Below are 23224 nucleotides of genomic sequence, written 5' to 3' on the forward strand. Positions count from 1 at the left end.
GGCGCTGACCACGGCGTTGATGATCGACGAATACCCGGAGTTCTCGCCCACCATGTTCCAGCCGGTGGGTGGCATGGACCACATTCCCCAGGCCTTTGCCCGGCGCCTGAAAGGCCAGTTGCGGCTGCACAGCGAGGTGCGTTCCATCAGCAACCAGGCCGACAGCGCCGAAGTGGTCTATCTGGACCGGCGCACCGGCCGCACCCACAACCTCAAGGCTGACTACGTGATCAGCAGCCTGCCCCTGCCGCTGCTGGCCAAGGTGCAGAACAACTTTAGCGCCCCGGTGCGCCAGGCCATCGGCGCGGTGCAGTTCGGCTACGCCAACAAGGTGGCCTGGCAGTCGCGGCGCTTCTGGGAAAGCCAGTACCAGATCTACGGCGGGCTGTCGTTCATCAACCAGGAAGCCTCCGGGCTGTGGTACCCCAGCGGCGGTTTCAACCAGGCCGAAGGGGTGCTGGTGGCGGCCTACAACAACGGCGAAACCGCCCGACGGTTCGGGGAGAAAACCCTGGCCCAGCAGATCGAGATTTCCCGTCAGGCGGTGGAGCTCCTGCACCCCGGGCACAGCCAGGAACTGCGCAATCCGCTGGTGATTGCCTGGAGCAAGATCCCCTACAACTTCGGCCCCTGGATCAGCCATGAAGTGGCCGAGCCGGACTACGGCCTGCTCAACCAGCCCCAGGGCCGGGTCTACCTCACCAGCGACGGCCTGGCCCACAGCGGCGTGGGCATCTGGCAGGAAGCCGCCGCCGGCGCGGCGCGGCGGGTGGTGCGGCAACTTTTCCAACGGGCGCAAGGCTCGTCGCTACAGCAAACGGCCTGAAAAAGCCGAGCACTCACACAACAGCGGTAACCCATGCCGGGTAGCGGACCTCCGAGGCTGGCACACACAACCTTGGAGCGTCTTTGCATGTCTTTGAAAAACACCGTCGTAGGGCTGGGGCTGTTGTTCGCCGCCAGCAGCAGTTGGGCCGCGGGAATCCAGCGTGTGCCGTCCAGCTACCCCAATTCGCCGATCCTGCAATCGGTGACCCTGCCCGCCAACAGCGAGGTGACCTACCTCTCCGGGCTGCTGCCGGACCCGGTGGACCCCAAGGCGTCCAAGGAGCAGATCCACGCCGAGGGCAACACCGAGGCCCAGGCCCGGGTGGTGCTGCGCAAGGTGGAGACGATCCTCGCCAGCCAGGGCCTGACCCTGGGGGACGTGGTGCAACTGCGCATCTACCTGGTAGGGGACCCGGCCCTGGGCGGCAAGCTGGATTTCGACGGCCTGCAAGTGGCCTTCCGCGAGTTCTTCGGCACCCAGAAGCAGCCGCTCAAGCCCGCCCGGACCACGGTGCAAGTGGCGGGGCTGGTGCTGCCCGGCGCCTTGATCGAAGTCGAAACCGTTGCCGCCCGAGCGCGCTGAGCCGCCTGTCAAAGGATCTGAAGTCATGAGTATTTCCTTGCATAAAATCCTCTTCGGCGCGGCCCCCCTGAGCCTTGGCCTGCTGGGCCTGGCGCTGCCCGCCGAACTGCTGGCGGCCGACGAAACCCTGGGCACGGTGGTGGTCACCGGGGTGCGCGGCAGCCAGCAACGCACGGTGACCGACAGCCCGGCGCCGATCGATGTGATCGACAGCGAGCAGTTGCGCAGCATCGGCCAGAACGGCTTGAAAGAAATGCTCGGGCGCCTGCTGCCGTCGTTCAACGTACCGACCATCAACGGCGGCGGCACGGCGTTCCTGGTGCGCGGGGTGAGCATGCGCGGCCTGGGCGGCGACCAGGTGCTGGTGCTGATCAATGGCAAGCGCCGGCACAACTCGGCGCTGATCAACAACGGCGCACGGGTCGGCAACGCCTCGGTGCCGGTGGACCTGGACCTGATTCCCACCGCCGCCATCGAGCGCATCGAAGTGCTGCGCGACGGCGCGGCGGCGCAGTACGGCTCCGACGCCATCGCCGGGGTGATCAACATCATCCTCAAGCGCAATGCCGAAGGCCTGACCTCCGACACCACCCTGGGCCAGTACTACGACGGCGACGGCACCACCGGCCACGAAGCCTTCAACTGGGGCAACAAACTGGGAGAGAACGGCGGCTTCATCAACCTGTCCTGGGACGCCAAGCTGCAGGAACCCTACGAGCGCTCCAGTGCCGCCAGCGGCCAGCTGTACTTCAAGCAGGCCGACGGCTCGCCGGACCCCCGGGAAAGCAATCGCCAGGGCTGGGGCACCGAGTACGGCCTGGGCCGCGACCGCACCACCAGCCTGGCCTACAACGCCGAGCTGCCTCTGGAGGACGACCTCAAGCTGTACTCGTTCTCGACCCTGAGCTACCGCAACAGCAACAAGGACCTGGGGCACCGCAAGCCCACCGACATCACCAGCCTGGCGGGCATTCCCAATGCGCCTTACCCCAACGGCGGCCAGGCGCGGCGGGAAATCCACGAGACCGATTTCCAGGTCGCCGGTGGTGCCAAGGGCCTGCTCGGTGGCTGGGACTGGGACCTGTCGAGCACCTACGGCAAGGATCGCGGCGTGCTCGACACGGCCAACAACCTGAACATTTCCAATGGCCCCTACAGCCAGCACGACTTCCACCTGGGCAACCTGGTGTTCGACCAGTGGACCAACAACCTGGACTTCTCCCGGGCCCTGGACATCGGCTGGAGCAGCCCGCTGGAAACCTCCTTCGGCGTGGAATACCGCTGGGAGAAATATGCGCTGGAGGAGGGCGAGGCCAACTCCTACAACCAGGGCAGCTATGTCCCCAACACCGGGCCTTTCGCCGGTGTGGTGCCGGACCCGGGGTTGTTCTCGGTCAACGGCACGACTCCGGAAGATGCCTACAGCCTCAAGCGCCATAGTGAGGCGGCCTATATCGACCTGGGCCTGAACATCACCCCCAACTGGTACGTCGGTGCGGCGGCGCGCTACGAGAAGTACAACCTAGGGGTAGGCGACACCACCAGCGGCAAGCTCACCACCCGTTACGAGTTCCTCCCCGGGTACGCGGTGCGGGCTGCGGTGAGCAACGGCTTCCGTGCACCGTCCCTGGCCCAGAGCGTCTTTTCCACCACCAGCACGGTCACCGAATTCGGCGCCGGTGGCACCACCACCTCGGTGCGTACCAAGCAGATGCGCCCCAACTCGCCGGAAGCGGTGGCGCTGGGCGCCAAGGACCTGGAGCCGGAAACCTCGCGCAACTACAGCCTGGGGTTCACCGCCGAGCCCACCGATCGGCTGCGCCTGACGGCCGACTTCTACCTGATCGACATCGACAAGCGCATTCTCCAGACCGGCATCCTCAAGGGCCCGGCGGTGTCGCAGATCCTGGTGGAGAACGGCCTCTCGCCGAACCTCGCCGGGCAGTACTACACCAACGCTGCCGACACCCGGACCAAGGGCGTGGACCTGGTGGCGGACTACCGCCAGTCCTTCGGCGAGTACGGCACGGCGAAATGGAGCGTCGCCTACAACCACAACAAGACCACCATCCGCGACCTGGCGGACACCCCGGCGGCCCTGTCGCGCCTGGGGGCGGGGTATGTGCTGTTCGACCGCCAGCAGCAGATCGACCTGACTAAATCCACGCCCAAGGACAAGTGGATCCTCTCCGGCAACTACAAGGTCGGCGACTGGACCACCAACCTGCAGTTGACCCGCTTTGGCGAGTACACCGAAGGCTCGAACATCCCGAGCAACGATCGCACCTACAGCGCCAAGTGGATCACCGACCTGGACGTGGCCTACGACGTGACCCAGAACCTCACCGTGGCCGTGGGCGCCAACAACCTGTTCGACGTGTACCCGGACAAGATCGGCCTCAAGGCCTGGGCGGGAACCTATGAATACGGAATGTTCTCGCCCTATGGCCTGGGCGGCGGCTACTACTACAGCCGCGTCAGCCTGGCGTTCTGAGCATGACCACGATCACTCTCGCAGGAGCTGGCTTGCCAGCGAAGGCGGCGGCATGACTGGCGCAGGGTTCAAGGGCCATTCGCCAGCAAGCTGGCTCCTACACCCGTGGCGTCCTGCAGGTCGTTTACCTGGTGGGAGCTGGCTTGCCAGCGAAGGCGGCCGCATGACCGGCGCAGGGTTCAAGGGCCATTCGCCGGCAAGCCGGCTCCTACAGCCGTGGCGTCCTGCCGGTCGTTCACCTGGTAGGAGCTGGCTTGCCAGCGAAGGCGGCGGCATGAAGGGCGCAGGGGGCAGGGGCGGTTCGCCGGCAGGCCGGCTCCTGCAAGGGCTGGTGTTATGTTTGTGGCTGGGCAGTGCACTGGCGCAGCCGGCGCTGCGGGTGTCCAGCCAGAAGCAGTCGCTGAAGATTCTGCTGCAGGCGGCAGGCGAGCTGGAGCAGGTGCCGTACCCCATCGAGTTCGCCTCCTTCGCTGCCGCGGCCCCCACCGCCGAGGCCCTGGCCGCCGGGGCGGTGGATATCGGCAGCCTGGGGGATGCGCCCTTTGTGTTTGCCGCCGCGGCCGGGGCGCCGCTCAAGACCGTGGGGGTGATCAAGCTCAAGGTCACGCCGACCGCGGTGGCGATCGTGGTCAAGGAGGATTCGCCGCTGAAGCAGGCCGCCGACCTCAAGGGCCGGCGCATCACCACCACCCGGGGCTCCATCGGCCATTTCCTGGCCCTGGCCGCCCTGCGGTCGGTGGGCCTGCACGGCGCGGATGCGCAGTTCATCTTTCTCCAGCCGGCCGAATCCCGCAGCCTGCTGAGCAACGGCCAGGCCGATGCCTGGTCGACCTGGGACCCCTATACCAGCATGGTGCAGATGGAGGGCGGCAGCCGGGTGCTGGTCAGTGGCGAAGGGCTGTTCGCCGGGCACATGCTGCTGGTGGCCAACGACCAGGCGATTCGCGACAAGCCGCAGCAGATCGCCGACTTCCTGCAGCGCCTGGATCGTGCCTATGCCTGGGCCAACCAGCACCAGAGCGAGTTTTCAAAGATCCAGGCCGGCTACAGCGGTTTGCCGGTGGAGGTGCATGAGCGTTCCAATCGCTACTCGGTGCCCCGGCGTATCTCCGTAGGCCCGGCCGTGGTGGAGGACGTGCAGCACACCGCCGATCTCTACCGCGAGGAGGGCATCATTCAGAAGACTTTCGATGCCGCAGCTTACATGGATGCTCAATTCAATGAAGTTGAATGAGTGTGTGGCAGTTTTATTAATTGATCTCGGGAGGTTTTAAATAAATAAAGAGCAATAATGTCCTTCGCTTAATTTAACTATCAGCAAATTTAATAATCTTCTCGCAGCACTTTCAAAGTGCCTGTGGTGGCCGCTATTTGCCTGATTTTCGATACATTTTTAAGTTTGGATATTAGAGATAAAGGATATTTCACAAGGCCATCGCAACTGCCTAAGGTGGCCTTGAAACAAATTATTACGTTCTACCGATGTTGTACTTCGTCGCTACTTCCAGGGAATTAAGGGAGCTTGCATGTTCACAGTCACTACGGCCGACAAACTTGAAGCGCGGCATATCCTCGATGTTGTGGAAAAACGCTCTTACGGCGTTCAGCTCAAAGGTTTCTGCCCACCGGATACCTTGCAGGTGGCGCGGGATCATCTGTATCAGCAGGAACTGCGCAGTGCCTTCAGCCAGCAGAAGGAGTTCGTCCGGGTCGGCAAGGCTTATATCGAGATCCAGGATGAGCAGAGCCGGGCCGAATACCACGCCCTGGCCCTGCCCAACATTCGCAAGATCCGCAATCTGTTCCGGCCACTGGCCTCGCCCATCGACGAACTGCGCCTGCTGCTGGACGAAGTCTGGCCGCAGGGCGCGCACCTGTTGCAGGTGGACGGGCAGAAGTGTTTCGTCGGCATTGCCCGCTTCCAGGGTTCGGGGGTCGATCTCACGCCCCACACCGACAAGCTTGAACGCAATGCCCCCGAGGGCCACAGCCCGCAGTTGCTGACCCAGCTGTCCACCAACATCTACCTGGAGATCCCCGAGGATGGCGGCGAGCTGGAGATCTGGGGCATCGAGCCGGACGAGCAGGAGTACAACCGCCTCAAGGGCGAACGGGCCTACGGCATCGAACGCCACCTGCTGCCGCCGCCGGATTTCGTGGTCAAGCCCGAGCCCGGCGACCTGATCCTCCTCAACCCGCGGCTGATCCACGCCGTGCGCCCTTCGGCCAGCAGCACCCGGGTCACCCTCGGGGTCTTTATCGGTTACTACGGCGAACACCAGCCTTTGGCCTACTGGAGCTGAACTCATGAGCAAGGTGCAGGAAATCAACCTCAAGGCCTACTTCAACAAGGGCGGCGAGGAGCACGAATTCGACGGCAAACGCGTGGTACTGGCGGTCAGCGTCGGCCAGGAATATCACGAGGACCAGAAGCTGCGGTCCACCATTCACTTGATCAACCAGTCCGGTTTCAGCCACGTCAAGGTGGTGGTGGCCGATACCCTGCAACGCCACAACAAGCACGGCAAGTCCCCCGGGGAGGCGCTGTCGGCGGCGATCCGCGATGGCGATGCCTGGCTGGCGCGCAACCAGAGCATCCTCGACGGCCTGCGGGTGCCGTACCACATCACCCGCTGGAACCAGGAACTGGCCAGCGACCGCTATGCCGAGCTGCGCCAGCAACTGAACCAGGTCTACCAGCAGCGCGAGGAACTGCGCGACGCCATCGACAGCACCATCGGCGTATTCACCGAGCGCCTGCGCCTGCGTGACGAACACGCGGACATCGAGCGGGCGGCGGCCCAGTGCCGGGAGTACATCCTGGAAGAGATCCCGATCATCCTGCCGCTGTGGGCCGACGAGGGTTACCACTACGTGCTCTACCCGCAGCAGATGACCACGGCCATGGCCACCAGCCGCGAGTTGCTGATCGAACCCCACAGCCCGGACCGGGTGCGCTGGCTGCCCCTGAAGTTCAAGAAGCGGGGGATCCCGATTCCCTTCACCTTGCCCGGCGCCATTCACCCCAACTGGACCAGCGGCGCCATCGCCATCTGATCCGCCGCGATCAATGTAGGCGCTGGCTTGCCAGCGAAAGCGCCCCTGCCGGCGTTGCCGTACTCAAGGGGCTGTTCGCCGGCAAGCGGGCTCCTACAGAGCGTTTTTTTTTGACTGACAAGGAGTTTCCATGAGCGTTTTTGCGCAACAGCAACGCAAATGGTGGGCATTGCTCGGTGTGAGCATCGCCAGTTTTCTCGGCTGTGTGGATTTCACCATCGTCAACACCGCGTTACCGGCCCTGCAGGCCGACCTCGGGGCCTCGGTGGACGCCCTGCAATGGGTGATCAACGGCTTCATCCTGGCCCTGTCGAGCTTCATGGTGCTGGTGGGGCGCCTGGCCGACCTGCATGGGCGCAAGCGGGTGCTGTTCATCGGCCTGACGGTGTTCGGCCTGGCCTCCCTGGCGGCCGGGCTGGCGGGGCAGATCGATACCCTGATCGGCGCGCGGGTGGCCCAGGGGCTGGCATGCGCGGTGCTCTATACCGCCTCGGGGGCGATTGTCTCCAGCACCTTCGAGACCGCCGAGCAGGGTCGGGCCTTCGGCGTGCTGTTCGGGGTCAATGGAGTGGGGCTGGCGGTCGGCCCGGTGTTGGGCGGGCTGATAACCAGTGCCTTCGGCTGGCAGTGGATCTTTCTCATCAACGTGCCCTTCGTACTGCTGAGCCTGGGCATTTGCAGCTTCAGCGTGAAGGAGTCGCGTTCGGCCGAGACCGGGGCGCGCCTGGATGGTTGGGGCGCGCTGCTGTTGCTGATCGGCCTGCCGAGCCTGGTGCTGGTGATCGTCCAGGGCGGCAGCTGGGGCTGGGGCTCACCCCTGACCCTGGCCCTGGTGGCGCTGGCGGTGCTGGCCCTGGGCGCATTCCTGGCGGTGGAGCGGCGGGTGGCCGCGCCGATCATCGACCTCAAGCTGTTCGCCAACCGGCGTTTCGTTGCCGGGGTGGCGGCCAGTTTCGGCCTGGCGCTGTTCTACTGCGTGGCGTTTTTCGTCATGCCGCTGTACCTGGCGCAGATCCGCGGCGAAACGGTGCAGGCCAGCGGCCTGCTGTTGCTGCCCACCACCCTGGGGGTGGCGCTGCTGTCACCGCTGGTGGGGCGCCTGGTGGATCGCAAGGGGCCGGCGCTGCTGATCAAGACCGGGCTGCTGCTGTTCGTGCTGTCGGCGCTGTTGCAGGCCGGTTTCGATGGCCAGACTTCGCTGCCTTATCTGCTGGGCGCCTTTGTCGTCATGGGCCTGGGGTGGGCCAGCATTCTCGGGCCGTCCACGGTGCTGGGGATTTCCTCGGTGCCCCAGGAAGTGGGCTCGGTGGCCATGGGCTCGCTGATGACCTTGCACAACGTCGGTGGCGGTGTCGGGCTGGCGGTGGGGGTGGGGCTGTTCCATCACTTTTCCGCCACGCCGCTGGACGATGCCCAGGGCGCCTTTCTCAATGGTTACCGCGCGGTGATGGGCTTTCTGGCGGTGGTCACGCTGCTGGTCTGGGCCTCGGTGAGCCTGCTCTTGCGCACGGCCCCGGCGCCGGTGCCGACGGCCGAGGAGGGCACCAGCCGTGGCTGAGCGCGGCGGGCAGATGGGGCTGGGGGCCTTTCTCTCCGGCTCCGGCGCCCATGGCGGCAGTTGGCGCCATCCCCAGGCGGATGCCGACGCCTCGTTGAATTTCCAGCGCTACCGGCACTACGCGCAAACCCTGGAGCGGGGCTGTTTCGACGCCCTGTTTCTCAACGACAACGTGGCGGTGGGGGACCTGGACCCGCGAGTACTGGCCCGCAGTTCCTACAGCCTGCGCTGGGACCCGCTGACCCTGCTGCCGGCCCTGGCGGTGGTGACCCGGCATATCGGCCTGATCGCCACCGCCAGCACCTCCTACAACGAGCCCTACAACCTGGCGCGCAAGTTCGCTTCCCTGGACCACCTGAGTGAGGGCCGGGCTGGCTGGAACCTGGTAACCGGGCTGGTCGGCGGGGAGAACTTCAACCACCCCGAACCCCTGAGCCACGCCGAGCGGTACGCCCGGGCCGAGGAGTTCTTCAGTGTGGCCAGCGGGCTGTGGGACAGCTGGGCCGACGACGCCTTTCCCCGGGACAAGGCCAGCGGCCAGTGGCTGCGCCCGGAGCGCATGCACCTGTTGCAGCACCGGGGGCGGCACTTCCAGGTACAGGGGCCGTTGAATGCACCGCGGCCATTGCAGGGCTGGCCGGTGATCGCCCAGGCCGGGTCGTCCGGGCCGGGCTGTGAGCTGGCGGCGCGCTGCGCCGAGCTGGTGTTCACCGCCCAGACCGACCTGCAGCAGGCCAAGGCTTTCTATCGCGAACTCAAGGAACGGCTTCCCGCTTACGGGCGTCATGCCGGGCAGTTGAAAATATTCCCCGGCATCGCCCCCACGGTGGGCCGCACCCTCAACGAAGCCGAGGAGAAGTACCAGCAATTGCAGGAACTGCAGGACCCCCAGGCACAACTCAAGGCCCTGTCCTACCTGCTGGACCTGGGTATCGACCTTTCGCATCTGCCCCTGCATGCGCAGGTGCCGTTGCTGGACGACGCCGCCCCCACCGAGCGGCATAAAAGCCGCCGGCACCTGGTGCAGGAACTGATCCGCCGGGAGCGGCCGAGCCTGGCGCAACTGCTGCGCAGCCTGTCGGCCAGCGGGCACAAGGTACTGGTGGGCACGCCGGGGCAGATCGTCGATGAGCTGGCTACCTGGTACCAGGAATACGCCGCCGACGGCTTCAATGTGCTGTTCACCCATCTGCCGGGGGCCATCGACGATTTCGTGCAACTGATCACCCCCGAGCTGCAGCGCCGGGGTCTGTTTCGCCAGCGCTACACCGGCCACAGCCTGCGCGAACACCTGGGGCTGGCGCGGGTGGAAAACCGTTTCTTCAGCCACCGGGGCAATGGCTGAATGGCTGAAAGAGTCTTTACTCTCAAGGCGCAACGCCCATCGATCACCCTAGGAGCTACAGCATGTCCGGATGGTATGAGTTGAAGAAAAGCAGCAACGGCCAGTTTCGCTTCGTGCTCAAGGCGGCCAATGCCGAGGTCATTCTCAGCAGCGAGCAGTACACCACCCGCGCCGCAGCCGAGAACGGCATCGCCTCGGTGCAGGCCAACAGTCCCCTGGAAGAGCGCTACGAGCGCAAGAGCGCCAAGGATGGCAAACCCTATTTCAACCTCAAGGCGGCCAATCACCAGATCATCGGCAACAGTGAAACCTATTCCTCGGAAGCAGCCCGGGAAAAGGGCATCGCCAGCGTCAAGGCCAACGGCCCCAGCCACAACATCAAGGACCTGACGTCCGTTTAGGCCTGGCTCCACACACCCTCGACAGCACCAGGCCCGAACCCAAGCAGCGTTCGGGCTTTGTGCTGTCAGCGGGTTTTCACAAGCACCTGGCATTTGCCTGGAGGCCGGGCGAGGGCAGCGTATTGTGATCTGGCAGGCCGCCAGCCGATTGGCGGCGGAGTTATGGCGCAATGCCATCATTTGCCTTATCCTCCGCGCCCGTCACCGGGCGCTCGGCAGGCCTGGCACTCTGGTTGACGTTATCAATCATTGTCCAAGGGATCTGCGACCTCATGATTCGCCCTCTCGTATTACTCGCCGCGCTGCTGGCGTTGAGCGGTTGCTACAGCCTGTCTTCCACGAAAGTTGCCGAGAGCATGCGCCCCGACTCGCAGTCGGGGGTGGCCTATGTGGTGGGGGTGGTCGGCATCTGGCCGAAGGCGGTGCACACCGCCAACGAACAAATGCTGCTGATTCGCCCGCGCGGCGGTGACGGGTTCGCCTCGGCGCGCTTGTACAACCAGATCTACGGCCGCACGCCACGGGATGTGCGCGAGACCTGGCACGGCATCGGCAGCCTGTTCGTGATGCCGCTCAAACCCGGGCGCTACGAGATCTACAACCTGCACTTCGACCGCGGCAATGCCACCGCCTGGAGCCGCGAAGATTTCTCCATCCCCTTGGAACTGGAAGCCGGCAAGGCTTATTACCTGGGTGATTTTCGCGCCGGCTGCCTGTCGGCGTCGGGGGCCAAGTGCGTGTTTCTGCACAGCGACCACCTGGAGCGCGACGCCGCCCTGGTGCGCGCCAAATACCCGCAGGTGCCGAACCTGCAACGGGTCGATCTGGAGAAGATGGAGGAGGTCACGTCGTTGATCGTCAGGGAGCAGGGGCCCAAGGCGTCGATGCTCAAGGCCATGCTGTCGGGGGATCTGTAATGCGTAGTCAATTGTGGTTTTTGATGGTGCTGATGCTGGGGCTTGGCGGTTGCCAGACCAGCCACAGTCTCAAGCCGGCCGAGGTGGATTATCAGCAGCGGCTACCGGCGATCAGCGTCAGTGTGATGGGGGCCATCCCTGCCGGCCTGATCCGTGACGAACTGCGTCGTCGCGGCACCTTCGAGCAGGTGCAGCCGGGGTTCAGTGCCGATGGCTACAACGTGATCGTGATGGCCAACAGTGATTACTTTGGCTGGCAGAACATTCCCATGGGGCTGCTCAGTGCCATGACCTTGTTTATCGTGCCGGGCCGGACCACTTGGGACAGCCAGGTGATGTTCCATGTCAGCCGCGGTGACCAGGAGGTGGCCAAGTATCGGGTCAGCAATCAGACCCGCTCCTGGCGTGGTTGGGCCAACACTGATGGCGGCCAATACCAGCATGTGCGGCGCATCACCGACGACTTCATTGCGCAGATGCTGCAGGACCCGCAGTTCAAGGCCCAGGCCCCGGTGGCGCTGGACAGTCACTGAGCCACGCTTGGACGCGGCCCATGCCAAAGCCCGGACGGTGTCAGCTGTCCGGGCTTTTTTTTCAGGAAATCAACCCAGGCTCTGCAGCAGCGTCTGCAACTGTTGGCGACCGCCCTCGTTCAGCGCGAATACCGGCTTGCGCGGCTCGCCGGTGGGCAGCCCGGCGAGTTCCAGCCCGGCCTTGACCGTGGCCGGCAAACCGCCCTTGAGGATGAAGTCCAGCAGCGGCAACTGGCGGTAGAACAGCGCCCGGGCGCGAGCCAGGTCGTTGCTCAGCACGGCCTGATAGAGGTCGAGATTGAGCTGCGGGATCAGGTTCGCCGCCGCTGTGCACCAGCCACTGGCACCGGCAGCGAAAGCTTCCAGGGCCAGCGGGTTGCAGCCGTTGTAGAACGGTACCTGGCCTTCGCCCAGCAGTTGCAGCTTGTGCATGCGCTGGATGTCGCCGGTGCTTTCCTTGACCAGGGTGACGTTTTCCACGGCGTGGAAGATCTTCAGGATCAGTTCCACCGACATGTCGGTGCCGCTGGTGGCCGGGTTGTTGTAGAGCATGATCGGCACGCCGATGCTGGCGCCGATGGCCTGGTAGTGAGCGAGGATCTCGGCTTCGCTGAGCTTCCAGTAGGAGGCGGGCAGCACCATCACCACGTCGGCGCCCTTGGCTTCGGCAAAACGCGCGCGGCGGATGGCCTTGGCGGTGGTCAGGTCGGAGACGCTGACGATGGTCGGCACGCGTTTGGCCACGTGGCGGATGCTGAACTCGCTGACCTGGTCCCATTCGGCGTCGCTCAGGTAGGCGCCTTCGCCGGTGCTGCCCAGGGGGGCGATGGCGTGGACGCCCGCGTCGATCATGCGGTCGATGGAACGCCCGAGGGCGTCCAGGTCCAGGCCTTCGCCGTTGGGGCCGAAGGGGGTGACGGTGTAGCCGATGATGCCGTGGATCTGGGTAGTAGGCATGGTGCAACTCCTGCAAGGCATAAGGGGTGGATCAGTTCAGGCAGTCGGCGTGTTTTTTCAGGTTTTGCCGAGCGTAGTAGTTGAAGGCGGCGCTGTGGCGCTTGGGCTTGGAAATCCAGTCGTGGGCTTCGCGGCCCAGCTCCGGGAGGATCGGTTTGATGGTGCCGGCGGCCATGGCCAGCAGTTGCAGCTTGGCCGCACGCTCGATCAGTTGAGCGATCACGCAGGCTTCCTCGATGCTCGCGCCGGTGGACAGCTGGCCGTGGTGGGAAAGCAGGATCGCGCGCTTGTCGCCCAGGGCGGCGGAGATGATTTCGCCTTCTTCGTTGCCCACCGGCACCCCCGGCCAGGCTTCGAGAAAGGCGCAGTCCTCGTACAGTGGGCAGAGGTCCATGTGCGACACCGCAAGCGGCACTTCGATCATCGACAGCGCGGCGACGTGGGTCGGGTGGGTGTGGATGATGCAGTTCACGTCTGGCCGGGCGCGGTACACCCAGCTGTGGAAGCGGTTGGCCGGGTTGGGCATGCCGTGGCCTTCGAGGACCTCCAGGTCTTCGTTGACCAGCAGCAGGTTGCTGGCGCTGATTTCATCGAAGCCCAGGCCCAGTTGCTGGGTGTAGTAGGTGCCGGGTTGCGGGCCGCGGGCGGTGATCTGCCCGGCGAGGCCCGAGTCGTGGCCGTTCTCGAACAGAATGCGGCAGGTCAGGGCCAGCTTTTGTCGGTCGGTCCACGTATTATCCGCCAGGGTATTTTGCATCTGGGTCAGGGCTTGCTTGACCAGTTGGTCTTTGGGCAATGCTAATGTCTTGGCCATGTCGAAGGTCCTTTGAGAAGTGCAATGGACGTCGGATCTGCGCTTCACCTGCTGCTTGCGACGGCGCTGGGTGAATCGCGATGACACTTAAGAGGCTATATGACACTTTGTGTCATTGGCAAGCGCCAATCGTTGTTTTCTAGATGGATTAACCGCTCTACATGTCTATCCGTTTGAAATTACTGAGAAAAAAACTGGGCGTGACCCTGGAAGCCCTGGCCGAGAAATCCGGGATGACCAAGAGCTATCTGTCGAAAGTCGAGCGCGGGCTGAACACGCCGTCGATCGCTGCCGCGTTGAAGCTGGCCAAGGCGCTGAACGTCAAGGTCGAGGAACTGTTCGCCGAGGACAGCATCAGCCTCGACAGCTACAGCCTGGTGCGCAGCGACCAGCGCCAGTCACTGGCGGCCAATGGGCAGGTCCCGGGTTATGCGGTGCTGGCCCATCAGGTCAGCGAGCGCAACCTGCTGCCGTTCATCATCTACCCGGCCCGGGAATTCAGTGACAAGACCTTCAAGGAACACCTGGGGGAGGAGTTCCTGTTCGTCCACGAAGGCCAGGTGGAAGTGGATTTCATGAACGAGCGGGTGATTCTCAACCGTGGCGATGCACTGCACTTCAATGCGCAGAAACCCCACCGCATCCGTTCCGTGGGGGACGAGCAGGCGCAGTTGCTGGTGGTGGTGCACAGCAGCGAGGACTGAAGGCGTTCAGCGCCGCCAGGAGCCGGCTGGTTGGCGAATGGGCACCAAGACATGCATCGCCCCGGCGGACATCTTCGCTGGCAAGCCAGCTCCTACAGGGCGGGAGTGCTCAGCGCTCCACGGGCACCGACAGGGCCGGGTTGCCCAGGGCGTGGGTCTTGGAGTCGAAGAAACGCAGACTCAGGTCCAGGCCTTCGAACAGCTTGGCGTAGTGGCGTTTCTGGTGCTGGATGAACGCGGCGCTGCGCGGGTAGATGGAGATCGCCAGGGTCTGGGTCGCCGACTGGCGGATCGCCTGGACCAGGTGGCTGTCCTGGGGCCCCAGGTTGTGGCCGAAGATGCACAGCGCGCCGCTGTGATCCAGCAACTGCTGGTAGCAGAACGACAGGTAATCCGAGCTGCGGATGGTCTTGAGCTTGTCCGCCAGCGGCCCCTCGCTGACGAACAGCGGCACGTCGTCCAGGGTCTTGAGGGTGTTGTTGATGGCGAAGCTGCCCAGCAGGGTGCCTTCGGTGGAGGTCAGCTTGCGCGCGCTGCCGTCCAGGTTGCGCACCAGGTGCAGGCCGCCATGCAGGTAGAGAATGCGGGTCGGGGCGCTAGGGGCGCTGCCCAGTTCGAAGGCCGGATCGGCACCGTGGAACAGGTCGTCGATGCCTTGGCTGTCCTGTTGCACGGCCCAGTAGTTGAGCAGGTCATAGTTGCTGGTGAACACCGTGGGATAGCGCCGCAGTTCCTGGTTGATCGCCGCCAGGCTCTGCTCCTGGACCAGGCGCCAGGGAATGTGCACCGCGTGCACGGTGTTGATCAGCGCTTCCTTGATGGCGTAGTAGCGATTGCGCGGCGCCGCCGAGCTGACTGCCAGGGCCTTGTTGACTCGGCTGGTGGTTTTCAGGGCGCCCAGTACCTGCTCGAAACTGCGGGTCTGCAGGGCCTCGAATACGCTGAGCTCGGACTGGCTGAGGGGTTTTTCTTCCACTGTGCGAGCGTTTTCGAACAGTGAGTCGTAGGCAAAGTCTTCCCACACGGCACGGCTGGCGCCGTTGCCGATCAGCAGGCCACTGAACGGTGTGCTGGCACCCAGGGCGTTCCAGTCTTCAAGTTCGGCATCAAATTCCTGGAAATCCATCATCGCGGTCATCGGTCTCAAGGCTGGAGGTATTTCGGATGGCGACTTTATCACGACCGACCCTTGAGCCAGATCAACAACGCCGGTGACCGATCGGTCGATCCTGTTTGGCAAACATTGCATCGACACCGTGAAATCGGCATTCGCCGGGAGACCTTCTGATGAGCAGCACCTTTTTCATTCCAGCCGTGAACATCATGGGCATCGGCTGTCTCGACGAGGCCATGAGCGCCATCCGCAACTATGGATTTCGCAAGGCGCTGATCGTCACTGACACGGGCCTGGCCAAGGCTGGCGTGGCCAGCATGGTGGCCGAGAAGCTGGCCATGCAGGACATCGATTCGGTGATCTTCGACGGTGCCAAGCCCAACCCCAGCATTGCCAACGTCGAGCAGGGCCTGGCGCAATTGCAGCAGGCACAGTGCGATTTCGTCATCTCCCTGGGCGGCGGATCGCCCCATGACTGCGCCAAGGGCATTGCCCTGTGTGCCACCAATGGCGGGCAGATCCGCGATTACGAAGGCGTCGACCAGTCGGCCAAGCCGCAACTGCCCTTGATCGCCATCAACACCACCGCCGGCACTGCCAGCGAAATGACCCGTTTCTGCATCATCACCGACGAATCGCGCCACGTGAAAATGGCCATCGTCGACCGCAACGTCACGCCGTTGCTGTCGGTGAACGATCCGGCACTGATGGTGGCGATGCCCAAGGGCCTGACCGCCGCCACCGGCATGGATGCCCTGACCCACGCGGTGGAAGCCTATGTGTCCACCGCCGCCAACCCCATCACCGACGCCTGCGCCCTGAAGGCCGTGGAAATGATCAGCGCCAACCTGCGCCAGGCGGTGCACGACGGCAACGATCTGCTGGCACGGGAGAACATGGCCTATGCGCAGTTCCTCGCCGGCATGGCATTCAACAATGCGTCCCTGGGTTTCGTGCACGCCATGGCCCACCAGCTGGGCGGCTTCTACGACCTGCCCCATGGCGTGTGCAACGCGGTGCTGTTGCCCCATGTGCAGAGCTTCAACGCCACGGTATGCGCCCAGCGCCTGACCGATGTGGCCCACGCGCTGGGAGCGGACATTCGCGGTTTCAGCCCGGAAGAGGGCGCCCAGGCGGCCATCGCGGCGATCCGCACCCTGGCCCGTGATGTGGAGATTCCCGCCGGTTTGCGCGAGTTGGGCGCCAAGTTGCAGGACATTCCGCTATTGGCGGCCAATGCCCTCAAGGATGCCTGCGGCCTGACCAACCCGCGTCCGGCGGATCAGCGGCAGATCGAGGAGATTTTCCGCAACGCGTTCTGAGGGACGGGACCCTTCGCTGGCAAGCCAGCGAAGGGTTCATCCGCACGCCCGGCACCACAGACTCCCGAGCACCTGCTCCCGGCGTTGAAAGCGCCCGCGCCGCGGAGGATAGTGCGACCTGAAATGGCGCTCTATCCGCCTGTCACAAGGAGTCGTGAATGATCCGTTGCTCTTCCCTGGCCCCGCTTCTGGGCAGCCTGGCCCTGCTGGCCGGTGCCACATCCGCCGCCGCCCAGTGCCTGCCGCCGCCACGCAATGCCGAAGTCCCGGGCTTTTCCCTGTGCAAGGACTGGCCGGCCTTTGCCGACCAGAGCATCAGCCTGCTGTCCGAGCAGGTTCCGGACCCCAGCGACACCGGCACCGATGACGGCACCTACAACCTGCAACTGGCAGTGCTGGACCGCAGCAGCGGACAGGCCCTGGCCAGCTATGAGCAGCCTGCCGCCTTTGTCTCCGACGCCTTTCGCCTGGAGAGCGTGAAGCTCGATACCGGGCGCTTCCAACTGACGCCTCAGGTTCGAGCGTTCGGGGTCCGGGCCGCGTTCGAGGGTTCCTCCAGGGTCAACCCCTTCAATCAGACCTGGCTCAGCCTCTACGTGCGCGAGGGCAGTACCCTGCGCCCGGTGCTGGAGAAGTTCGTGGCCCATTCCTACAACGGCGAATGGGATGGCCAGTGCGCCGGCGAGGGCACTAAAACCACGCGCACCCTGGATATCGCCAAGACCCGCAGCCACGGTTACGCCGACCTGATCGTGCGTTCGGTCAGCGTCAGTACCCAGAGCAAAAAAGTCGGGGAAGAATGCCAGTCCACCTCCGTGGCCGCCAAACCGGTGGTCAGCACCCTGCACTACGATGGCCAACGCTACGTCCTGCCCAATGGCTTCAGTGGCATCTGATACCGGCGATCGATAAGGAAGCTTGATGAACCTGCTTGAACAATCGACCCGCGGGCTGGTGCTGTGCGCGTTGCTGGGCGTGGCGACGATGGCGCTGGCCGAGTGCGACAACAGCCCCAATTCCCCGGGAGAACTCCATGTCTGCAAACCCTGGCCGGCGGAAGACGGCATCAACATCGGGGTTCGAGCAACGCCGGTGCAAGGGGCCGAAAACGCCAAGGTACCTCGCTACAACCTGGATGTGGCGCTGCTGCTCGACGACAGCGGCTGGGCCGTGGCCAGCTACAACAAGGACCTGTCCCGGCGTTCCGATGGCTTGGCCTTGCAGGGGTTGCAGATCGATACCGGGCGTTACCAGTTGAGCGAGGAGGAGCGGGCCTTTGGCCTGCGGGCCACTTACCGCCGCGCCTCAAGCACCCACCCCCATGAGAAAACCGTGCTGACCCTGTTCGTGCGTGATGGCAAGGGCCTTCCGCCTAGGCTCGAAGGGCTGGTGGTGGATGAGCGCCGCGCTGAGCTCGGCCGGGGCGGTGAGTGTGTCGGGCGCAGCCGGACCCTGCACCGGACCCTGGAACTGGGCAACGGCCAGCGCAACGGCCAGACCGACCTGCTGGTGCGTACGCGAATCGTCGACACCGAGCATTTCAAGGGGCCGGCCGGTTGCGAAAGCCGCGACCTGGTGCCCAGGGACAGCCGTGTCACCTTGCACTACGACGGCCAGCGCTACCCCTTGCCGAAAACCTTGACGGGGGCGTGAACCATGCACAAGGGGCTCAACCACCTGAGCCTGGCCGTCAGCGATCTGGCCTCGCGATTGCTGGCCTGGCGCGATCATCCTTACCCGGGAATGCGCTTTTACTCCGCCGATTGAGAGACCGTTCCACAGGGGCAGCTGACGAAAGCGGCTGGTGGCAAGGTGCCTTGATCGTGCAGAATCCGCCACATTCCCCCTGTGCCTGGCGTTTTTGTCAGGCGCATCGTCCTGGAGTCTTGCTGATGACCTCATCGCTGTTGCTGGCCGTTATCGCCTCGGGTTTCATTTATGCAATCACCCCCGGGCCCGGAGTGCTGGCGGTGTTCGGCATCGGCGCGGCCCGCGGGCGGCAGGCGGGGGCCGGGTTTCTCTGCGGGCACATGCTGGGCGACGTGGTCTGGTGCAGCACGGCGCTGATCGCCATTGTCGGGGCCCGGGAGATCGGCAGCGATGCGTTCAATATCCTTGGCGTGCTCAGCGGCCTGTACCTGTTCTGGCTCGGCCTGCGGGCCATCCGCAGTAAACCGCGCGATGGCGATGAACCCCAGGGCCCGGCGCGCAACCCGTTCTGGCACGGGATCCTGTTCGGCCTGACCAATCCCAAGGCTTATCCGGTGGCGGTGGCAACCTTCACCGCGCTGCTCTCCAGCCGCGCGGAGCTGTTGACCTGGTCGATGCTGCCGGGGCTGATTGCCCTGAGTTTCCTTGGCGGCCTTGGCGCATACGCTATCCTCATCGGCATCGTCGGCGCGCGTAAGGTACGCAATTGGTACCAGCGCCACGAGCTGGCGATCACCCGGGTCTGCGGGGTGATGTTCATCGGTTTCGCGATCAATGCCCTGCTGCACGCAGTGCCAGGGTTGGTCGGCAACAAGGCGTGACGCGCCGCGCGGGTTGCGACGGTGTGCAGTTGCAGGCTTCGGCCTGCGACCGGGCTCAAGGGATGGGTACTCAGTGCATTTTTCATGGGTAGTAGCTTTCTCTGATGGCAACCAAGAACTCCGCGCCTCTGGCCAGTTTCATCGACCTGCTCCTGGACGCCGTGTGCGCCGTGGATGTCGAGGGTCGCTTCGTGTTCGTCAGCGCCGCCTGTGAGCGGGTCTTCGGCTACACCGCCGACGAGCTGATCGGCCGCCCGATGATCGAGCTGGTGCACCCGGCCGATCGTGAACGTACCTTGCAGGCCGCCCGGGAAATCATGGGCGGGGTGCCCAAGCCGAATTTCGAGAACCGCTACGTGCGCAAGGACGGGCGGGTGGCGCATATTCTCTGGTCGGCGCGCTGGTCGGAAGTGGATCAGTTGCGCATCGCCGTGGCCCGCGACATCACCGAGCGCAAGCAGGCGGAATCCCGGCAGGCGGCGCTGTACGCGATTTCCGAGGCGGCCCATGCCACCGAAGACCTGCTGGTGCTGTTCCGGCATGTGCATCGGATCATCGGCGAATGGCTGCCGGCGCTGAACTGTTCCCTGGCGCTCTACGACGAGCGCAGCGCCAGCCTGAGTTTTCCCTATCACGTCGATGACTGCGAGGGCAGCCCGGAACTGCCGGGCACCTTGATCGAACGCTTCTGCGTCGAGGTGCTGCAATGCGGCCAGCCCTTGCTGCTGGCGCCGGAGTGCCCGGTGAACCGGGTGCTCTGGAGCGAGTTCGCGGCTATCCAGGGTTCGCGCTGCTGGCTGGGCGTGCCGCTGAATTCGCAAAAGGGCACCATCGGCGTGCTGATGGTCAAGAGCGCCCCGGGCACCGAAAGCTACAGCGAACAGGACCAGGAACTCTTGCAGTACGTCAGCGCGCAGCTGGCCGCAGCCATCGAACGCAAGCAGCTGCATGCACGCCTGCACTACATGGCCGAATACGATCAATTGACTCTCCTGCCCAACCGCGAACTGCTGCGCGAGCGCCTGCGTTCGGCCCTGGCCCGGGCCCGGCGCGAGTCGGGGCGCATGGCCCTGCTGTATGTCGACCTGGACAAGTTCAAGGAGGTCAACGACACCTGCGGGCACGCGGTGGGGGACATGCTGCTGCAAGCGGTGGCCAACCGGCTCAAGGGCTGCGTGCGGGAAACCGACACCGTGGCGCGGATCGGCGGCGACGAGTTCGTGATCCTGCTGGAGAGCGTGCAGCACAGCGAGGATGCCCAGCGGGTAGCGGAGAAGATCCGGCGGACGCTGGGCGAGCCGCTGCGCCTGGACGGCCACTCGTTGAACATCCTGCCGAGCATCGGCATCGGCCTGTATCCCGAGCATGGCCTGGAGGAAAAGCAGCTGTTCAAGCACGCCGACGAAGCCATGTACGCGGTCAAGCGGGCACAGAAAAGCCGCTCCAACGCCTGAGCCGGCAAGCACCGGATGAAGCCCTGGCCCGGCCGTGCCGGGGTTCACCGTTCGTCGTGCAAGCGAGGGTTTTTCTAAACCTTTGCGCCCCCCACCTTTCCCTATGCAGACGGGAGCCATGGCTTCCGGCAGATCAATTTGCAAGCGGAGAGCCACCTCATGAACCCCATGGCCACAGTCATGCGCGGTGCCGGACTGGCACTGCTCCTGGGCCTTGGCGCCACCAGCGCCCTGGCCCAGTCCCCCGCGGATTTCATCGACGACGCCTCGGCCAAGGGCATGGCCGATATCGAAGCCAGCCGCCTGGCCCACCAGCAGACCTCATCCAAGGCGGTCAAGGAATACACCATTCAGGTGATCAACGACCGCACCACCGCCAACCAGCACCTGGCCAAGATCGCCAAGCAGCTGGACTTGCCGGTCGCCCCCCGGGACCAGGTGATGGACCAGGCCAAGCGCCTGATGCCCCGCGTACCTGAGGCCGAGGGCGAGGACTTCGACCGCGCCTACGCCGCCAGCCAGGTCAAGGCCACCGAAGAAGCCATCGAGCAGATCCAGCAGCAGGCGCAGACCAGCGAGGTGCCGGAGCTCAAGGCATTTGCCGAAGAGACCCTGCCCAAGCTGGAAAACCACCTGCAGATGGCCAAGGCCCTGCAGGCCGGGCGCCGGTCCGACCGGCTGGACGGTTGAGCCCCGCCGTTGCCCCATCCTTGCCCTTTAGTTGGAGAGCACCATGTCGACTCAACCCGTATCCAATCAGTACGCGATGCAGAATCCCCTGACCCAGTACCCCCAGCCGGAATTTCCCGACCAGCCGCAAACGGCGCCGGGCATTGACCAGGACATGATTCCCCGTCCCGACCACGGCGAGCACAGCTATCACGGTTTTGGCCGGTTGCTGGGGCGCAAGGCCCTGATCACCGGCGGCGATTCGGGTATCGGCCGCGCGGCGGCCATTGCCTATGCCCGTGAAGGCGCGGACGTTGCCATCAACTACCTGCCCGAGGAAGAGCGCGACGCCCGCCAGGTGATAGAGCTGATCAAGGCCGCCGGGCGCAAGGCCGTTGCGCTTCCCGGCGATATCAGCGACGAACGTTTCTGCCGCGACCTGGTGCGCCGTGCCCATGAGCAACTGGGTGGGCTGGACATCCTGGTCAACGTGGCGGGCAAGCAGGTGGCGCAGGAGGACATCGCCGACATCAGCACCGCTCAGTTCGACGCCACCTTGAAGACCAACGTGTATGCCTTGTTCTGGATCTGTCAGGCGGCCTTGCCGCTGATGCCGGCTGGCGCCACGGTGATCAACACCGCGTCCATCCAGTCCTACCAGCCTTCGGCCAGCCTCCTGGATTACGCCACCACCAAGGCGGCGATCGTGGCTTTCACCAAGGCCCTGGCCAAACAGGTGATCGGGCGGGGGATCCGGGTCAACGCCGTGGCGCCGGGGCCGATCTGGACCGTACTGCAACCCAGTGGTGGCCAGCCTCGGGAAAAGATCCCGCAGTTCGGCCTGCAAACCCCCATGAAGCGTCCGGGGCAGCCGGCCGAATGCGCTCCCCTGTACGTGCTATTGGCGTCGCAGGAATCGAGCTACATCACCGGCGAAGTGTTCGGGGTCACCGGCGGCAACCCTCTGCCCTAGGATGATCGGCGCAGGGGCCTGCCTTCGCCGAGCCGATCTCAGCACTGGTTGAGATCGGTCTTGTCCTGCTGGCTGGAGGTGCTGACGGACAGCTCGGAATCGACGCCCTGGCCGATCTCGCGGTATTCGCGGCGCATCTGCTCCAGCTGCTTGAGGTCCAGCCCGTCCAGGTTGAGCATGGCGTTGTGGGCCGCCTTGGTGGCCCGCAGCAGCTCGTCGATCTTCAAGTGCAGAATGTCGTTGTCGCGGTTCTGGGTGTTCTGGATCAGGAACACCATGAGGAAGGTGATGATGGTGGTGGAGGTATTGATGATCAACTGCCAGGTGTCGTTGAAGTGAAACACCGGCCCGCTGAGCCCCCAGATCAGAATCAGCAACAGCGCGCCGAGAAAGGTTTTCGGGCTGCCGGCCCACATCGACAGCGCTTGCGAGATCTTCGAGAACTTCATGGCCGTGTTCCTTATGGGGGAGGTGTCTGAAGGTGTGACAGCAGGGCTCTGGCGAAAGTGCTTTTTTCCAGTGCCCGCTTACACCTCACAACACTCCTTCGCACAATAAAACAGGATTGTGCTGGAGCTGTCGGGGCGCTGGGCTTAACGTGGCCCGGGCCAGGTGCCCCATGGGGCGCCACGACGCTCAAGGAGGCAGCTTATGTCGGCCAGTACCGGTGCTTCGGTCATCGACCTGTATCACCAGGCGCAAGACTATTTCTTCGTTTCCATCTCCCAGTTCTATCGACGTTTCGGCAGTGGCCTGAGTGCCTATTGCACCGGGGTCGAAGCCAGCAGCCTGAACCTGTTGATGATGAATGTCTGCGCCGTCGACGAGCCGGGGGCGTTGGCCGAAGGCGTGGCGTTCCTGCAGCGCACGGGCATGCCGTTCTGTGTGGTGGTGCCCGAGGCGCTGGTGCCCCGGGTCAGCGGGCAATTGCACCAGCAGCATCTGCTGGCGGCGGACAAGACCACCTGCA

At 64.3% G+C, this 23224-nt stretch carries 23 protein-coding genes and 1 pseudogene; 20 read left to right on the top strand and 4 right to left on the bottom strand.

What is annotated here, in order from left to right; translation table 11 throughout:
* The 11 genes from F6S12_RS21505 to F6S12_RS21555 all read left to right on the top strand — a co-directional run.
* Window positions 1–826: flavin monoamine oxidase family protein (locus tag F6S12_RS21505; RefSeq protein WP_315869318.1), on the top strand; the 826-nt coding region annotated here is incomplete at its 5' end.
* Window positions 827–913: 87 nt separating this feature from the next.
* On the top strand, window positions 914–1411 hold the full coding sequence (locus F6S12_RS21510) for a RidA family protein (RefSeq protein WP_015634471.1): 498 nt from the start codon (window positions 914–916) through the stop codon (window positions 1409–1411).
* Between the two features lie 25 nt (window positions 1412–1436).
* On the top strand, window positions 1437–3905 hold the full coding sequence (locus tag F6S12_RS21515) for a TonB-dependent receptor plug domain-containing protein (RefSeq protein WP_015634472.1): 2469 nt from the start codon (window positions 1437–1439) through the stop codon (window positions 3903–3905).
* Between the two features lie 163 nt (window positions 3906–4068).
* Window positions 4069–5139 carry an aliphatic sulfonate ABC transporter substrate-binding protein gene (locus F6S12_RS21520; protein ID WP_409999845.1) on the top strand — a complete coding sequence of 357 codons (1071 nt, stop codon included), beginning with the start codon at window positions 4069–4071 and terminating at the stop codon, window positions 5137–5139.
* Between the two features lie 292 nt (window positions 5140–5431).
* Entirely contained in the window at window positions 5432–6208 is a 777-nt protein-coding gene (locus tag F6S12_RS21525) for a 2OG-Fe(II) oxygenase (protein WP_315869320.1), read from the top strand.
* 4 nt (window positions 6209–6212) lie between these two features.
* Entirely contained in the window at window positions 6213–6962 is a 750-nt protein-coding gene (locus F6S12_RS21530) for a tRNA-dependent cyclodipeptide synthase (protein WP_011059731.1), read from the top strand.
* A gap of 130 nt (window positions 6963–7092) precedes the next feature.
* Complete coding sequence (locus F6S12_RS21535; RefSeq protein ID WP_026020181.1) at window positions 7093–8520, top strand: MFS transporter; 1428 nt, start codon at window positions 7093–7095, stop codon at window positions 8518–8520.
* Window positions 8521–8533: 13 nt separating this feature from the next.
* On the top strand, window positions 8534–9865 hold the full coding sequence (locus F6S12_RS21540; protein WP_019094811.1) for an LLM class flavin-dependent oxidoreductase: 1332 nt from the start codon (window positions 8534–8536) through the stop codon (window positions 9863–9865).
* Between the two features lie 62 nt (window positions 9866–9927).
* Entirely contained in the window at window positions 9928–10266 is a 339-nt protein-coding gene (locus F6S12_RS21545) for a YegP family protein (protein ID WP_011059734.1), read from the top strand.
* Window positions 10267–10538: 272 nt separating this feature from the next.
* On the top strand, window positions 10539–11183 hold the full coding sequence (locus tag F6S12_RS21550) for a hypothetical protein (RefSeq protein ID WP_019094812.1): 645 nt from the start codon (window positions 10539–10541) through the stop codon (window positions 11181–11183).
* Window positions 11183–11716 carry a hypothetical protein gene (locus tag F6S12_RS21555; protein ID WP_011059736.1) on the top strand — a complete coding sequence of 178 codons (534 nt, stop codon included), beginning with the start codon at window positions 11183–11185 and terminating at the stop codon, window positions 11714–11716. The genes F6S12_RS21550 and F6S12_RS21555 overlap by 1 nt, the downstream gene beginning before the upstream one ends.
* A gap of 69 nt (window positions 11717–11785) precedes the next feature.
* On the opposite strand, the gene F6S12_RS21560 is transcribed toward F6S12_RS21555, so the two are convergent.
* Both F6S12_RS21560 and F6S12_RS21565 read right to left on the bottom strand, forming a co-directional pair.
* Window positions 11786–12673 carry a dihydrodipicolinate synthase family protein gene (locus F6S12_RS21560; protein ID WP_015634478.1) on the bottom strand — a complete coding sequence of 296 codons (888 nt, stop codon included), beginning with the start codon at window positions 12671–12673 and terminating at the stop codon, window positions 11786–11788.
* Window positions 12674–12704: 31 nt separating this feature from the next.
* Window positions 12705–13487, bottom strand: a complete 783-nt coding sequence (locus tag F6S12_RS21565) for an aldolase (protein ID WP_011059738.1) — start codon at window positions 13485–13487, stop codon at window positions 12705–12707.
* 161 nt (window positions 13488–13648) lie between these two features.
* Here F6S12_RS21565 and F6S12_RS21570 point away from each other — a divergent pair, with 161 nt between their 5' ends.
* Window positions 13649–14191: a helix-turn-helix domain-containing protein gene (locus tag F6S12_RS21570; RefSeq protein WP_015634479.1), complete on the top strand. Its 543-nt coding sequence runs from the start codon at window positions 13649–13651 to the stop codon at window positions 14189–14191.
* 109 nt (window positions 14192–14300) lie between these two features.
* On the opposite strand, the gene F6S12_RS21575 is transcribed toward F6S12_RS21570, so the two are convergent.
* A complete protein-coding gene (locus tag F6S12_RS21575; protein WP_041752724.1) occupies window positions 14301–15320 on the bottom strand; it encodes a DUF4917 family protein in 1020 nt (339 codons plus the stop codon).
* A gap of 158 nt (window positions 15321–15478) precedes the next feature.
* Between F6S12_RS21575 and yiaY the strand changes: the two genes are divergently transcribed.
* From yiaY to F6S12_RS21610, 7 genes are all read left to right on the top strand, one after another.
* The gene (gene yiaY, locus F6S12_RS21580) at window positions 15479–16627 is read left to right on the top strand and encodes an L-threonine dehydrogenase (RefSeq protein WP_011059741.1); all 1149 of its coding nucleotides are present in this window, start codon (window positions 15479–15481) and stop codon (window positions 16625–16627) included.
* A gap of 158 nt (window positions 16628–16785) precedes the next feature.
* A complete protein-coding gene (locus tag F6S12_RS21585) occupies window positions 16786–17523 on the top strand; it encodes a hypothetical protein (protein ID WP_053149500.1) in 738 nt (245 codons plus the stop codon).
* A 25-nt stretch (window positions 17524–17548) separates the two neighbouring features.
* Window positions 17549–18280 (top strand): hypothetical protein, encoded by a 732-nt coding sequence (locus tag F6S12_RS21590; protein WP_053149503.1) that lies wholly within the window; start codon window positions 17549–17551, stop codon window positions 18278–18280.
* Between the two features lie 239 nt (window positions 18281–18519).
* Window positions 18520–19158 carry a LysE family translocator gene (locus tag F6S12_RS21595; RefSeq protein WP_011059744.1) on the top strand — a complete coding sequence of 213 codons (639 nt, stop codon included), beginning with the start codon at window positions 18520–18522 and terminating at the stop codon, window positions 19156–19158.
* A 104-nt stretch (window positions 19159–19262) separates the two neighbouring features.
* Entirely contained in the window at window positions 19263–20612 is a 1350-nt protein-coding gene (locus tag F6S12_RS21600; protein WP_315869321.1) for a bifunctional diguanylate cyclase/phosphodiesterase, read from the top strand.
* A gap of 159 nt (window positions 20613–20771) precedes the next feature.
* Window positions 20772–21302 carry a DUF4142 domain-containing protein gene (locus F6S12_RS21605; protein WP_123430198.1) on the top strand — a complete coding sequence of 177 codons (531 nt, stop codon included), beginning with the start codon at window positions 20772–20774 and terminating at the stop codon, window positions 21300–21302.
* 43 nt (window positions 21303–21345) lie between these two features.
* Complete coding sequence (locus F6S12_RS21610; RefSeq protein WP_072443239.1) at window positions 21346–22254, top strand: SDR family oxidoreductase; 909 nt, start codon at window positions 21346–21348, stop codon at window positions 22252–22254.
* Window positions 22255–22292: 38 nt separating this feature from the next.
* Here F6S12_RS21610 and F6S12_RS21615 read toward each other — a convergent pair whose 3' ends face one another.
* Entirely contained in the window at window positions 22293–22703 is a 411-nt protein-coding gene (locus tag F6S12_RS21615; protein ID WP_065364419.1) for a low affinity iron permease family protein, read from the bottom strand.
* A 202-nt stretch (window positions 22704–22905) separates the two neighbouring features.
* Here F6S12_RS21615 and F6S12_RS21620 point away from each other — a divergent pair.
* Window positions 22906–23224, top strand: a pseudogene (locus F6S12_RS21620) (N-acetyltransferase); the annotation flags it as partial.

This window comes from Pseudomonas sp. JV245A (genome assembly GCF_032424515.1).
In the GTDB taxonomy this organism is placed as follows: Bacteria; Pseudomonadota; Gammaproteobacteria; order Pseudomonadales; family Pseudomonadaceae; genus Aquipseudomonas; species Aquipseudomonas protegens.